Below are 14,124 nucleotides of genomic sequence, written 5' to 3' on the forward strand. Positions count from 1 at the left end.
GCCTTTCAGTATGCTATTTTATAGTATTTACTCCAAGCTTCACTTTGCCAGTAAAGCACCTCTTTTTTCTTTGTTTTTCCTCTAACAACGCCGTTTGAATCTGCATCGCTATAAGCTTTAGAGCTAGCTAGCGCCGAAGTCGCAGCGACTCCTGCGCCTGCAATAGCGCCTATTTTTAAAGCTTTTTTTAGAAAATCACGTCTATTTTCCAAAGCAACTCCTTTATAAAGTAAAATATATTTTACTTGTATTTGCGATCTATTTTACTTAAAAGCGAATCAAACTATAATAACTTATGGAGATTAATAATTTAAATTTATTTATATTTCAAAATATATAAATTTATATTGTAGTAAATTCATCCCAATTTATCTTACTTTTTTGTGTAGGCATCTTCGTTTGGTATGGCTTTTTACTCATAGAAATTTCAGCCATACTTTTTTCAAAAACAGGTGCTTTAATGCCTAAAATAGAGCGTTCTAAGGCGATAAAATTTCTATAGATATTTGCATAAGCTTTGAAGAAATTTGCAGCCTTATGTTCGCTTAACATTTTAGTAAATTCATCAGAAAAATCATTTATAATTTTTTCAAATAATTCTCTTGATAATTTGAGATCACTTTTCAAAAATGTAGCCATCAGTCTAAATACGAATCCTATATAATCCTCGCTAGCTTTGCACTTTTGCGAATTCCTTCTAAAGTTGCTACTTTTTAAGATTTCCATAACTTTTAAACGTTTATTGCCATCATCTCTTCCTTCGTCATAAAAACTAGCACTCAAAGGAACATTTACATAACTCAGATCAAAAAATACCGAATTTTGTTCATTTTTAAATTTATCAAAATCAAAACCCAAAATAGTCTCAAAATCGCTTATATTTGACTCATCTATAGGACTTTTTGATAAGTAATGGGCCTGCTCTAAAAAGCTCTTAAAGCCTGAACCATTTTCATCAAAAAACAGAGGATAAGCCAAAAATTCGTAATAATAACTCCTGCCCACATCTAAATCACTCATCAAATTCTCCTTTTTCTATCTGCTCTTTTAACATCAATTTTGCTTTACATTCAGCACAGCAATAAAGCGTTCTTAGCTTTACTGGATTACCAGCAAATAAAGGCTTTAAGGTATTTGCTATCTTTTGTACAGACTTTGCAGTGGCAAATTCCTTTCCGCACTCTACGCATTTAAATAGCTCATCTTTAGCCAAAGTTTTATACTCAAAATAGCTATTTTTAAGCTCCATACCATCCCTATAAACTTTTAAAGTATCTTTCTCGGCACAGCTTGTTTCGCAGTATCCACAAGTAGTGCAAACCGAAGCGTTAAATTTGATAGAATTATCACTTTTATCAGCGTATAAAGCTCCGACGTTACAGGCTCCGACACAGCTCAAGCAAAGCGTACAGCTATCTTCATTTATAGCGATCTTGCCGTATCTTACCCACTCTTTTGGAGCAGTTTGGCCAAAATCATTTTCCCCTACCAAATGTTTAACTCTTTTAGCAAATATCTCTCTTTTGTTTAAATTCGTCTGTAGAAGATCGAATTTACTTCCTTCTATAAACTCAGCAAGCTCTAAAACAGCTTCTATATCACTCTCATCTGCTAATAAAATAGCCTTTTTACCATAGGCTTTTTCGTAAATTTCATTTATCAGATCTACACTATCTTTTGTACCGTCGCCCAAATTCTTTGTTAGTAAAATGACAGTAGCTCCAGTCGTTTGAACTAAATTTAAAAGGTAAGATTGATCTAGAAAATTTACTGTTTTTAACATAAGCGGTAAAACTTTATCTTTTAGCTTAATGCTTAGATCATCTAAATTTATACTCTCATCAAGAATGAGCGCTATATGATCCTCATAAAATTTGCTTATAAACTCAAAGCCCTGTCTTGGGTTCATTCTCCATTCGATTGAGCCACTTGGACAAACACTCGCGCAAAGTCCGCAAGAGACGCAGTCTATATCAGAAAATACAAGCTCTCTTTTTTCATCATCTTTCATGATGGCAACACTTGGACAAATATCTACGCATTTAGCACAGTGCTCGCTCCTACGCCTATGATACTGACAAATACTATCATCGTAGTTTATGACCTTTTTATAATCAAATTTCGGACTTACGCTCCCAACCAAATTTAATATCTCATTCTCATTTAAACCATCTATCTCAAAACAACCGCTTTGCCTTAACATAAAGTCTTTTGCGCCACGTACAAGCAAGATATCAAAATCGCAACAGACGCTGTCATCACCAAAGTCGCTAGTTTCTTTCGTATTATTATTAACCTTTAAAATTCCACATAAATCGCCGATTTGTCCGTATATCAGCTCTACTTCAGCGTGAGTTATCTTTATGACGTTAAATCCAAGCTCTTTTAGTGATTTTTCGATGTTTTCACTCTCGTTACTCACAAGTAAGATATTTTTACCTATCTCTTTACTAAAATCGACATCCAAAGCGTAATCAAACTCACTAGCTCTGATCTCATATAACTTTAGTGAATTTTTTGCTTTTGTTAGAGTATTTTCGAGCGTATTTTTAAGATAAAAATTTATCTCTGGAGCATAAATGAGCGCGTCAAGCTCCTTTGAATTCGCTACTAAAAATTTATCATTCGTTTTTTTATTTAAAACTGCTATTTTATCGCTAAGAACTATCTCGTCTTTGCATAAAAATGCAAATTCTTGCATTAATTTTCCTTGTATAGAATTTGCTTTTATTTTATAGTTTTTTGAATTAATCCATGCTGAGCAATTATAACTAATCATTATTATAAAAGGAAAAACAAAAGTAAAAAATGTTATACTTAATCTAAATTTAAGATGGAAAAAGATGACAATGAAACTACCCAAAATCGACAAGATAGTAAATTTAAAACAGTTTGAGAACGGCTTTAAACCAGCTCTTTTAGAGATTGCAAAAAAAGTTATAAACAAGCTAAGAGAGGACAAAAACTCTGAAATAAAAGAAAATGAGATAATAGATCTTATAGCAAAAGATTACGCCAAATTTGAAAACTTATGCACGAAAAATTTGATAAATGCAACCGGAGTCGTAGTACATACAAATCTTGGCAGAAGCCCTATTAGCAAAGAGATCATAGAAAAAATAACTCCACTTATCAGCTCGTATTCAAATTTAGAATACGACATCGGCAGTGGAAAAAGAGGCGATAGATACGGTTTTACGAGTTATTTATTTAAGTTAATGCTAGGCTGCCAGGACGCACTTATAGTAAATAATAACGCTGCAGCTGTATTTTTAGTGCTAAACACTTACGCAAAAGATAAAGAGGTCATAGTAAGCAGAGGCGAACTAGTAGAGATAGGCGGAAGTTTTAGAATTCCAGAAGTCATGGCAAGTAGCGGATGCTTGCTAAAAGAAGTCGGCACCACAAACAAAACGCGTCTTAGCGACTATGAAAACGCCATAAATGAGAATACAAATGTTATCCTAAAAGTGCATAAATCAAACTACGATATAGTCGGATTTAGCGGGGAAACAAGCATAGAAGATATCTCAAATTTAGCTAAAAAATCAAATTTGATAAGCTACTACGATCTAGGAAGTGCTTACGTAAATGAGCTACCTTTTAATCTCGGCAAAGACGAAAAGAGTCTAAAAAAAGTACTTCAAAGCGGCGTGGATCTAGTAAGCTTTAGCGGTGATAAATTATTTGGAAGTACACAATGTGGGATAATTTTAGGTAAAAAAGAGCTTATAGATAAGCTAAAACAAAATCAGCTTTTAAGAATGCTAAGAGTAGATAAAATCACACTTAGTATATTAAATGAAACTATAAAAGCATACTTAAATAAAGAATATAAACTAATAAAACCGTTAAATCAAATTTACAAAAACGTTAATGAACTTGAGATTTTGGCCAAAAACGTTGCTAAAAATATCAAATTTAAAACCCAGATCAAAAGCACTAAAACATTCATCGGCGGTGGAAGCTTACCAAACACGCCATATCCTAGTGTAGCACTCGCATTTTTAGGGAATGCAAACTCTTTTGAGCAAGAATTTCGCCAAAAAGGCATAATCGGACGTATTGAAGAGGGTAAATTTATACTAGATTTTAGATCTATTTATGAAGATGAGATTCCAAATTTGATCAATAAAATAAACGAGGTAAATGGTGAATAACTTAATAATAGGCACGGCTGGACACATAGATCACGGAAAAACCGCTCTTATAAAAGCATTAAACGGTTTTGATGGAGATGAGACAAAAGAAGAAAAAGAGCGAGGGATCACGGTAAATCTTAGCTTTTCAAATTTATCAAATGCTTCTTCAAATATAGCATTTATCGATGTTCCTGGTCACGAAAGCCTTATAAAAACTATGATAAGTGGAGCATTTGGATTTGACGCGGCGATGCTTGTAGTAGCAAGCAACGAAGGACTTAAACCTCAGAGCAAAGAGCATATCGCCGTGCTAAATTTGCTAAATGTAAAAAATATAATCCTAGTCATAACAAAGTGCGACCTAACAAATACTCTAGCTCAGCAAAAAGTACAAAGCGAAGTAAAAGAGTTCATAAAAGAGTATAAAAATTTAAGTATATATGAAACATTTTTTGTAAGTATAAAAGATCCTAGTAGCATAGAAGAGCTTAAAAATTATCTCTTTACGTTAAATCCGAAAAAACACGACGAAACTGCACTTTTTAGATATTACATAGATAGAGTTTTTAGCCTAAAAGGTCATGGAGTGATAGTCACTGGAAGCGTACTAACTGGAAGCGTAAAGCTCTCAGATAAGCTTTTAAATTTGGACATAAACGAAATATTTAGCGTACGTTCCTTAGAAGTTCACGCTCAAAACAAAGATATAGCATTTGCTCCAAACAGAGTAGCGCTAAATCTTAGCGGCAACAATACTCATAAACTAGAAAAAGGGCAAATTCTAAGCAAGAAAGGATTTTGGCGAGGATTTTTTGAGGCGGATTGTTTTGTGAATACTAGCATATCTCACGGAAGCGAACTGCTTTTTTGTGTAGGGACAAAACAAGTAAATGCCAAAGTTTTGCATCTAAAAGATGGTTTTTACACTTTTAAATTTGATAAAAAAATGTTTTTGCAGTTTGATGAGCTGTTTATTTTACTTAAAGAAGGTAGAGTAATAGGCGGCGGAAGAGTGCTAAATCCAGTAAATGAACCACTTAAAAAAGAGCAAAAAATAGCACTTTTAGACGCACTCAAAGAAAAAGATTTTTTATCTGCTTTTGCTAGACTCACAAACATTCATAAACACGGATTTGGATTGATATCAAGTGTGCAAAGATTTGGCTTAAACCAAGAAGACGCGCTTAGCTTGGCTAAAAACTTAAATGATGTATTTGTAGATATAAAAAACGGGTGTATCTACGGTAAAACTGCCTTTAAAGATGTTATGGAATTTGTAAATTTCATCATACTTAAAAATCCAAATGCCCTGTTTTCTTCTTCAAGTATAAATTTAAAACTAAACTGGGCTTCGCAAGAGCTCATACAAAAAGTTCTAAACGAGCTAGAAGCCAAAAAAATCATTCAAAAAAACGGTGGAATTTATACTAAATTTGGAGCTGATTTTGACAAACTAAGCCTTAGTTTGGAAGATAAAATTTATGATATTTTAAAAGAGCAAAATATAACTCCAGAGGCACCATACAATATATATGATAAACTTGATATAGATAGGACTTTAGGCGACTTAGCGTTAAAAAAACTCACAAAAGCAAAAAAAGTAGTAAGACTAGAACACAATCTTTTTATCGAAGAAAACGCCCTTTCAAACATCATGCAAAACTTGAGAAATATCATCAAAAAAGAAGGTTTTGCAAACATAACAAACGTAAAAGCGAATTTAGGACTGAGCAGAAAATACGCTCTTGCTTACTTAGAATATTTGGATAATTTTAAAGATATTACCAAATTTGAAAATGATAGGGTTTTTGTTTAGAAATAATTCCTATAATTTAACAATTTTATATAAGGGTAATGAATGAAAAAAATAATTGTATGTAGTTCTTTGATAGCGGCTAGTTCTTTGTTTGCTATAAGCGACGCGGATATTTTAGAGCTATTTAGCGCAGCTAGCGTTCAAGGTTTAAGCGTAAAAGTTGATTCAAAAAGCAAATTAGAAGGCACAAAATTTGAACAAGTAGTCATAGAGATCACAGACGGAAAACAAAGCCAAAAACAAGTTTTATTTACTGATGGGAAATATATATTTCCAGATGTTATAGACATAGATAAAAAAACTTCTTATGCAAGCCATTTTAACGAAATACAAGAAAAAGCGGCTATGAAAGGTGCTTATAAAAGCCTTGGAGAAGTTTTGAAAAAAGAAGGAAAGTCAAGGATTATAGAGCTAGGAAACGATCCTAAAAAACCTACAAAATATCTATTTACAGATCCAGACTGTCCATACTGCAGACTTGAGCTAGACAAGATCGAAAAAGATCTTGAAAATCTAAATTTAAAAGTAGTAATGGCGCCGATTCCTAGCCACGGCGAAGATGCCATAAAAAAATCAATCGCGATATATAAAGAAGTAAAAAACGCATCAAGCGATGAGCAAAAGATAAAAATCTTTAGAAAATACTATGCAAAAGATGCAAAAGCTCCAGCAAATATAACAGATGCTGAAGTCAAAAAAGAGCAAATTGCCATAAACAGATACTTTGAAACAGGCGCTATAAGAGGTGTACCTACGATGATCGACGAGAGTGATCTAAAATAACATAGGGCTTTATAAGCCCTATCTCTCAAGCAGAATTCAAAAAATCATAATTATAAATTTTTAACATAAACTTACTTCTATGTATGACCATAATAGTTCTTTTGAAAAATAAATTTGATATAATTATAAAAAAATTAGAGACTTAAGTTTATGAAAAGCATTTGTGTTATTCCGGCACGTGGCGGAAGTAAAAGGATTCCACATAAAAATATAGTTGATTTTCTTGGCAAACCGCTAATTAGCTATGCAATAGATGCGGCCAAAGAAGCCGAAATATTTGATGAGATCATAGTCTCCACCGATGATGAAATGATAGCAAACATAGCTATGAGATACGGTGCAAATGTGCCAAATCTCCGTCCAAAAGAGCTTAGTGATGACTTTACAAGCAGTGATGATGTTGAAGATTTTGTCATAAAAGAGCTTAGTGCGCAAGGAAGAGATTTTGATATATCATGTCAGCTTTACGCTACTGCGGTACTATTGCAACCTAAATTTTTAAAATTAGGATATGATGCGCTTATTGATGATAAAAATCTACAATACAGTCTTGGAGTTTGCGAATTCTCGTCATCTATTTTTCGCTCATTTGAACTAGTTAAAGATAGATGCAAAATGTTTTATCCACAGCATTATCTCACTCGTTCACAAGACTTACCAAAAGCTTATTTTGATGCTGGACAATTTTGTTTTAGACGCCTAAGTATGCCAAGAAAAATAAATGTATTTACCGAATGCACAAAGGCCATCATCTTGCCTAGAGAGCTAGTTTGTGATATAGATACACCACAAGACTTAGAATTTGCTAAAAAGCTTTATAAAGTAAATAGAAATGAATATTAATAAGCTAAAATTTCCACTAGTTGTTAAACCGAGCGATAGAAGTGCAGGAAGAGGCGTAGTAAAAGTAAATAATATTTCTGAACTAAAAATAGCCTACAAAGAAGCAAAATCTTTTGCTACAAACGGTATAGTTTTAATTGAAGAAGTTTTAGATGGAAAACAATTTAGTGTCGAAACTATAAGTGAAAATGGCATACATATCATTGTAGCTATAACGGAAGAATTTTTTCGACAAGGTAAATATGAAGATGATTTTTTAGAAGTAGGACATTTAATTCCTGCTCGTTTGAATGATAAAGAAAAATCCAAAATTCAAAAAGAAACTTTAAAAATTTTAGATGCATTTGAAATCAAATTCGGTGCTTGTCATATTGAACTAAAACTTGATATTAATGGTGTAAAGATCATAGAAATCGCAAGCAGAATGGGTGGTTGGAGAAATACTCTTATAAGAGATGCTTACGGATATAATATAAATGAAATGCTTTTAAATGTAAGTTTAAATAAAAAAATGAAATTTAAAGAACAAAAAAATAAATTTAATGCTATTGTAAATTTTATCTTTACAAAAGACGATTTTGAACATTATAAATGGACTAGAAAAAAATATCCAGAATTTATCAGTGATGATTTTGTAAATGCAAAAGATGATACTAAATTCTTTTATGCTAGCGATCTGCTTTGCTCAAATGGATTTTATTATTTAAAAATACCACCAAAAACAGATATGAAACAGTTTTTACCAAAAGGATATAAATGATCAAAAAAGAACATTACTTTATCATTGGCGGTGGAAGTTTGCAACTAGAATTCTTACGCTGCGTAAAAGAAAATGGATTTATAACTCACTGTTTTGATTATGATCCAAACTGTATTTGCAAAAATGAATGCGATTTTTTTCATCTAATTAGTATTGGCGAAAAAGAAAAAATTTTAGAACTAGCTAAATTTTATAATATTGTCGGCATCGGCACTACTGCAACAGAACTTGGAAATATTACGGTTTGCTATGTAGGTCAAAATTTGGGTCTTGCTACAAATTCTTATGAAACAGCTTTAAACACAACGGATAAGAGTAGAATGAAAAAGATTTTTACTAAATTTAATATACCTACTGCCAATTATATTGAAATTTCAAATGAAACTGAATTTGAAGAATTATTAAACAAAATGGGGGGGGGTATAACCGAATTTCCACTAGTTGTTAAACCAAGCGATAGAAGCGCAGGAAGAGGAGTAAAAAAAGTAAATAATATTTCTGAACTAAAAATAGCCTACAAAGTAGCAAAAGATTTTGCTACAAACGGTATAGTTTTAATTGAAGAAGTTTTAAAAGGAAGACAATTTAGTGTCGAAACTATAAGTTCTAATAAAGAGCATAAAATAGTAGCAATAACAGAAGAATATTTGCGTAAGGGATATTATAAGAATGACTTTTTAGAAACACAACAATTAATTCCAGCTAGAATTTCTAAAGCCAGGCATCAAGACATAGAGTATCAAATTATAAAAATTTTAGATGCATTTGAAATCAAATTCGGTGCTTGTCATATTGAACTAAAACTTGATATTAATGGTGTAAAGATCATAGAAATCGCAAGTAGAATGGGCGGTTGGAGAAATGTACTAGTAAAAAACTCTTATGATATAGACTACAACTATCTACTTTTAAAAGCAAGCTTAGGTAGGAAGTTAGATGACATAAAATGCAATGCGGAAAATTTTTGCTTAGTTAAAATCATTTTTACGCAAAAAGACTATAATTTTTATCTGCATGTTAAACAAAGATATCCACAAATGATAATAAATAATAACGTGTTTATAACAAATGAAACAAAATTTGACTACTCATCGGACTTGCTTGATGCAAAAGGATATTATTATATCAAAATACCTAGCACCGATAATCCTAGCAAATTCATAAAAGGTATTATAACTGAGTCAAATCCGAAAATAACCGCAAAATCTTCTCACTAGCAAATGCGGTATCTACTTCGTCTTTGAATACAAGATGGCTATTTTTCGGAAGCTCTGCTTCTTGATTAAGCCCTACCATATTAATAGTATTATTTTTAAAAAAATTCTTACTGTCTCGCTTTTGTCGAATTTCGAGAGAGACGTCAAGAAAAATTTCTAAATAAACTTTGAAATTTTCACGATTAAAATCCCTAACTTTATCAAACATAGAAATAGTGGCAAGTACAACTACGAAGCCTTGATCAACTAGAATTTTAGCAATTTTCACATAATACATAGCCATAGACATTCGTCCATTACTAGTATAGTCAAAATTATGAACGCATTCTCTCAAAGTATCTCCATCTAAAAAAATAGCCTTTATACCTTTATTTACTTGAAGGCTTGCTACTACTTGCTTTGCTAATGTACTTTTACCACTTCCGCTAAATCCTGTTATATATATTAAAGCCCCTTGCAAAATTTCTCCTTGAGCTTTAAAATATCCTTTGGTCTACCAAGATCCTTTCTGGCGCCTTTACTTACTCTTATCTCTAAAAATATAAGTTTTTGTGAATCTTTTATTCTATCTAAAACAGATATTAGTTCATTTTTTGAACTAACACTATAGCTCTCATCATATCCACAAGATTTAGCAATCAATGTAAAATTACCATTTTTTGCATTTGTTTCTTGCCCACCGACACTATCGTGAGCGAAATTATTTAATACCACGTGGATAAATTTAGCTCCTTTAAAGTTCAAAATAGAACCCATATGCATTATAAAAGATCCATCTCCATCAAGACAAATAACCCTATTTTTGCTAAATTTATCTATCATAAAAGCAATTGAACTTGCAAATCCCATAGAGCCAACTACTAAAAAATCATTTTCATGACCTTGATTCTTAAGATCTCTTAATTCATAATTCTCACGTGAAATCATCCCCGTAGTACTAATAAATTTTGCACCGACAAATGTATCTTGTATTAAAGAAATAGCTTCTTCCCTATTTAAACTATACCCATTTCCTACATCATCTAGATTAAACTTTTCAAAAGTATCCTTTTCAATCAACACAGCAAACGGCGTAATATTTTTCATGCATTCTTCTATAGCATTTAAAATTTGTACCTCTGCTTTTTTAATATCTTTTACAAGCGTAATAAAAGGAATTCCACATGCGGCTAAAATTTTATCGGTTACTTCACCTTGTTTTTTATGCTGAGGCTCATCATTTACTCCACCCCTAAGACCGATCAACATCAAAAATGGTAATCCATAAACCTTTTCATCGGCTAAAGATAACATTGGATTTATCGCATTTCCTAGTCCTGAATTTTGCATATACACAAGACCTATTTTAGAAGTAGCTAAGTGGTAACCGCATGCGAATGCAACCGCTTGCCCTTCATTAGCAGTAGTGAAAAATTTACCATCCCCAGCTACTTGATTTAAAGCTGAATTTAAAGGCTTTAAAAGACTATCTGGAACACCAGCAAAAAATCCGATATTTTTATCTAAGAATTTAGCAAATTCTAAAGAATCTATCATTCCTAATTACCTTTAATTAAACTTATAAGCTCAAGTGCAGAAATATAGTTTTTATCGGCTTCAAGTGCTCTTTTATGCGACAATATGGATGTTGCAGTATTTAACATAGCAGTATATGAAGCCCTTAAAAGTTGATTTGCATAAACAATTATATTTGCTCCAGCTTTTTGTAGATCTTCTTCGCTTAAAATAGGATAATTAGTAGGCACAACCATCAAAGGCTTTCTGTTTTTAAATTTATTATAAATTTCACAGAACTCTAGAATTTCAGCGCCATCTTTTTTACGTGAATGTATCATTATGCCATCAGCCCCCGCTTCTATATACTCCTTTGCTCTTAATACTGCATCATCCATACCGACCCCTAAAATAAGACTTTCTATACGAGCTATTATCATAAAATCATCTGTGATTTGAGCGTTTTTACCAGCTTTAATTTTCTCACAAAAATGCTCTATACTATCTTGAGTATGTTTTGCGGCACTTCCTTCAAGTAGCGAATTCTTTTTAAGTCCCATTTTATCTTCTATAACAACAGCACTAACACCAAGTCTTTCCAACCTTTTTACAGTTAATGCAAAATGTGGTATCTCTGAACCTGTATCTCCATCATATATTATAGGCTTTGTGCAAACCTCAAGTATGTCATTTACAGTCGTCATTCTTGATGTCAAATCAACGAATTCAATATCTGGTTTACCTTTTGCACTAGAGTCGGTAAGCGAACTTAACCAAATCAAATCAAAACTTTGATTCACGCCGTTTTCATCTTTTACACTCGCATCTTCAACTATCATCGCACTTAGTCCACTATGAGCTTCTATGCCTTTTATCATAGGTTTAGCATTTAGAGATTTTTTGAGTGCGGCTAGGCGGATATGTGGCATTATTCCAAGCTCTTTTATACTTTTATTAAATTTAGTAGATGAAATATCTTTTGTATATTGAGGCTCTACTACTTTTCCACCCCAAGTTTGCATCAATGCAATAGCTCTTTGTCTTGGACCATTTAATGGTCCTTCATTCCAGTCGCTACCATGGACTAAAAAATCAGGCTTGTATTTTATTAAATTTGGCTCATACTCTTTTTCATCTTGCATTACAACTTCATCGACGCCTTTTAAATTTTCAACTACAACCTTTCTTTGTTCATATGTCATAAAAGGTACTCTTTTATAACTTGCTATTGCCCTATCTGAAAATAGCCCAACCATGACGCGTCCAAGCTTTGCAGCTTCTTTTATGATATTTAAATGACCAGGATGAATGATATCTGCTGCCATAGGCACATAAACAAGTTTTTTCAATTTTTATCCTTTAAATAAACAAGTATCGCATAATCTAGTTTTACTCAGATCACCTTTTATATGAGCATCTCTAAGTTCTTGCATTCCTTTTGAATGCCAGATATTATAAATGCTATCATTGTGTATATTTCCGACTGCTATATGTTTTGCAGCGTGAGACGCACAAGGCACGACAAGTCCATCTCCGTGTATAAATAACGATTCAAAAGGATATGAACAACTTTGTTTTCCATCTATAGGAGCTTCAGATATTGCCATGCTTCTTTCATCGCCAAATGGAGAAATCGGCACGTATCTTTGTACTGCTACATAATCAACCTTATCCACCCAATATTTCTTAAATGCTTCAAGTTCGTGTTTGTTTTTTTGTTGTAGTAAAAAACTCACGCGAACTATAGGCAAATTTTTACCCATTTTCGCGCGTAAATTTAAAAACGTTTCTATATTTTTTATAACAGTTTTAAAATCTAGCCCAATTCGAATTTTATTATAAGTTTCTTCAGTAAAAGCATCGATACTAAAATTCATTCTGCTTACATTTGTATCAAGCATTCTACGACTGATTTCTTCTGTGAGTAAAGATGCATTTGTATTAAAATGTATATCCATTATATTTTTTTTTGTGCTTACGTATTCAAGTCTTTCCATTATATCAGGATCTAAAAGTGGCTCATTTGTTTGCGAAACACCTACGGATGGACATTCGTGTTCGTCGCATTCATCGACAAGTTTTTTAAAGGTATCAAAAGCCAAATAGCCTTTATAAGCATAATCTTTTCTTAAATCAGGATGACCATGGACGCACATTGTACAGCGAGCATTGCATTTAAATTGATTTTCAAAACGGACAAAAAGCGGAAAATCATTTAAAATTTGCTTTGATGCATCACTCCATTTTTTGCGATAATCAAGCCATTTTTGTCCATATTTTTTTACAAAAATTTCATTGATATCATTTTTTGAGTTATTAACAACTCTGCCAGCAGATGTTGCTTCAGTTTTTATCTCATTCATAATCTTCCTTTTTTTCTAAATTTTGATTAACTTTTAGCTCTATAATTCTATAAATAATATCAAATACATATATAAAAGATATGACAAAAAATAGAGCCTTAAACCAGCCAAATATCAAAAATAAACTAACAGTGCTAAGCATCAAAGAACAATCAATGCCTAAAATAAAATTTCTATCCATAAACCATTTTTTAAGCCCAAATCTACGAATTTGCTTTAATTTTCTGAGCTCTTTTTGCAAGTAAAACATCGCTATAAATCCATGCAAATTCATACAAAAAATAACCATCAAAGCAAGATATATACTCAAATTTTCGCTTATTGCTATAAAGATAAAAATCACGTTAAAAAATACATTATCGTTAAATCTATCCAGCCTAGAGCCGATCCAGGTTTTTTTATCAGTGTATCTTGCTAGTGTTCCATCAGCATGATCAATAATAGCATAAACTTGTATAAAAATAGCAGCTAAAGTATAATAATGATAATATATAAAAAATAATACAAGAGGGAAAATTATACAATTGACAGCAGTAACCGCAACTGGATGTATGCCGCTTTTAGCAAGCGGTATAAGTAAAAATTTTCTGACTATCAAAATTCTATAAACGTATTCTATTAAATACATAGATTTTGTTTCTAGTCGCTGACGTTTTTTTAATTTTTCATCTAAATCCACAATTTATCCTTTTTATTTTTTTAATCG

Annotated in this window: 14 protein-coding genes; 6 read left to right on the forward strand and 8 right to left on the reverse strand. The window is 32.1% G+C overall.

Annotated features, from left to right (window positions below; all coding sequences use genetic code 11):
* Positions 1-5 precede the first annotated feature (5 nt).
* From CHHT_RS07900 to CHHT_RS07910, 3 genes are all read right to left on the reverse strand, one after another.
* Positions 6-212, reverse strand: a complete 207-nt coding sequence (locus tag CHHT_RS07900) for a twin-arginine translocation signal domain-containing protein (protein ID WP_034961936.1) — start codon at positions 210-212, stop codon at positions 6-8.
* 130 nt (positions 213-342) lie between these two features.
* Positions 343-1,020, reverse strand: a complete 678-nt coding sequence (locus CHHT_RS07905) for a molecular chaperone TorD family protein (protein WP_034961934.1) — start codon at positions 1,018-1,020, stop codon at positions 343-345.
* The gene (locus CHHT_RS07910) at positions 1,013-2,701 is read right to left on the reverse strand and encodes a 4Fe-4S dicluster domain-containing protein (protein WP_034961932.1); all 1,689 of its coding nucleotides are present in this window, start codon (positions 2,699-2,701) and stop codon (positions 1,013-1,015) included. Before CHHT_RS07910 ends, CHHT_RS07905 begins: the two co-directional genes overlap by 8 nt.
* 142 nt (positions 2,702-2,843) lie before the next feature.
* On the opposite strand from CHHT_RS07910, the gene selA reads away from it, so the two are divergent.
* The 6 genes from selA (at position 2,844) to CHHT_RS07940 (ending at position 9,561) form a co-directional block, all read left to right on the forward strand.
* Positions 2,844-4,160, forward strand: a complete 1,317-nt coding sequence (gene selA, locus CHHT_RS07915) for an L-seryl-tRNA(Sec) selenium transferase (RefSeq protein ID WP_074898786.1) — start codon at positions 2,844-2,846, stop codon at positions 4,158-4,160.
* The gene (gene selB, locus CHHT_RS07920) at positions 4,153-5,958 is read left to right on the forward strand and encodes a selenocysteine-specific translation elongation factor (RefSeq protein WP_115600661.1); all 1,806 of its coding nucleotides are present in this window, start codon (positions 4,153-4,155) and stop codon (positions 5,956-5,958) included. The genes selA and selB overlap by 8 nt, the downstream gene beginning before the upstream one ends.
* Before the next feature lie 42 nt (positions 5,959-6,000).
* On the forward strand, positions 6,001-6,741 hold the full coding sequence (locus CHHT_RS07925; protein WP_034961927.1) for a thioredoxin domain-containing protein: 741 nt from the start codon (positions 6,001-6,003) through the stop codon (positions 6,739-6,741).
* 150 nt (positions 6,742-6,891) lie between these two features.
* The gene (pseF, locus tag CHHT_RS07930; RefSeq protein WP_034961924.1) at positions 6,892-7,584 is read left to right on the forward strand and encodes a pseudaminic acid cytidylyltransferase; all 693 of its coding nucleotides are present in this window, start codon (positions 6,892-6,894) and stop codon (positions 7,582-7,584) included.
* A complete protein-coding gene (locus tag CHHT_RS07935) occupies positions 7,574-8,344 on the forward strand; it encodes an ATP-grasp domain-containing protein (protein ID WP_051663718.1) in 771 nt (256 codons plus the stop codon). The genes pseF and CHHT_RS07935 overlap by 11 nt, the downstream gene beginning before the upstream one ends.
* Positions 8,341-9,561: an ATP-grasp domain-containing protein gene (locus CHHT_RS07940; RefSeq protein WP_147734228.1), complete on the forward strand. Its 1,221-nt coding sequence runs from the start codon at positions 8,341-8,343 to the stop codon at positions 9,559-9,561. The genes CHHT_RS07935 and CHHT_RS07940 overlap by 4 nt, the downstream gene beginning before the upstream one ends.
* Here the strand turns inward: CHHT_RS07940 and CHHT_RS07945 are convergent.
* Genes CHHT_RS07945 through CHHT_RS07965 form a run of 5 tightly spaced genes read right to left on the reverse strand, consistent with a single transcriptional unit; the run spans position 9,515 to position 14,097 of the window.
* A complete protein-coding gene (locus CHHT_RS07945; RefSeq protein ID WP_172506192.1) occupies positions 9,515-10,021 on the reverse strand; it encodes an adenylyl-sulfate kinase in 507 nt (168 codons plus the stop codon). The genes CHHT_RS07940 and CHHT_RS07945 overlap by 47 nt on opposite strands.
* Entirely contained in the window at positions 10,006-11,097 is a 1,092-nt protein-coding gene (aepY, locus tag CHHT_RS07950) for a phosphonopyruvate decarboxylase (protein WP_034961917.1), read from the reverse strand. Before aepY ends, CHHT_RS07945 begins: the two co-directional genes overlap by 16 nt.
* Positions 11,098-11,099: 2 nt before the next feature.
* On the reverse strand, positions 11,100-12,404 hold the full coding sequence (aepX, locus tag CHHT_RS07955; protein WP_034961914.1) for a phosphoenolpyruvate mutase: 1,305 nt from the start codon (positions 12,402-12,404) through the stop codon (positions 11,100-11,102).
* A 3-nt stretch (positions 12,405-12,407) separates the two neighbouring features.
* A complete protein-coding gene (locus tag CHHT_RS07960; protein WP_034961911.1) occupies positions 12,408-13,418 on the reverse strand; it encodes a radical SAM/SPASM domain-containing protein in 1,011 nt (336 codons plus the stop codon).
* Positions 13,411-14,097, reverse strand: coding sequence for a CDP-alcohol phosphatidyltransferase family protein (locus CHHT_RS07965; RefSeq protein ID WP_034961908.1), 687 nt, complete (start codon positions 14,095-14,097; stop codon positions 13,411-13,413). The genes CHHT_RS07960 and CHHT_RS07965 overlap by 8 nt, the downstream gene beginning before the upstream one ends.
* Positions 14,098-14,124: the final 27 nt, after the last annotated feature.

Source organism: Campylobacter hyointestinalis subsp. hyointestinalis (genome assembly GCF_013372145.1).
Lineage (GTDB): Bacteria > Campylobacterota > Campylobacteria > Campylobacterales > Campylobacteraceae > Campylobacter > Campylobacter hyointestinalis.

Excerpts from the sequence above, each read along its gene's own strand:
- pseF (WP_034961924.1), top strand. The coding sequence starts at position 6,892 with ATGAAAAGCATTTGTGTTATTCCGGCACGTGGCGGAAGTAAAAGGATT.
- CHHT_RS07935 (WP_051663718.1), top strand. The coding sequence starts at position 7,574 with ATGAATATTAATAAGCTAAAATTTCCACTAGTTGTTAAACCGAGCGAT.
- CHHT_RS07925 (WP_034961927.1), top strand. The coding sequence starts at position 6,001 with ATGAAAAAAATAATTGTATGTAGTTCTTTGATAGCGGCTAGTTCTTTG.
- CHHT_RS07940 (WP_147734228.1), top strand. The coding sequence starts at position 8,341 with ATGATCAAAAAAGAACATTACTTTATCATTGGCGGTGGAAGTTTGCAA.
- CHHT_RS07910 (WP_034961932.1), bottom strand. The coding sequence starts at position 2,701 with ATGCAAGAATTTGCATTTTTATGCAAAGACGAGATAGTTCTTAGCGAT.
- CHHT_RS07905 (WP_034961934.1), bottom strand. The coding sequence starts at position 1,020 with ATGAGTGATTTAGATGTGGGCAGGAGTTATTATTACGAATTTTTGGCT.
- CHHT_RS07960 (WP_034961911.1), bottom strand. The coding sequence starts at position 13,418 with ATGAATGAGATAAAAACTGAAGCAACATCTGCTGGCAGAGTTGTTAAT.
- selA (WP_074898786.1), top strand. The coding sequence starts at position 2,844 with ATGACAATGAAACTACCCAAAATCGACAAGATAGTAAATTTAAAACAG.
- aepY (WP_034961917.1), bottom strand. The coding sequence starts at position 11,097 with ATGATAGATTCTTTAGAATTTGCTAAATTCTTAGATAAAAATATCGGA.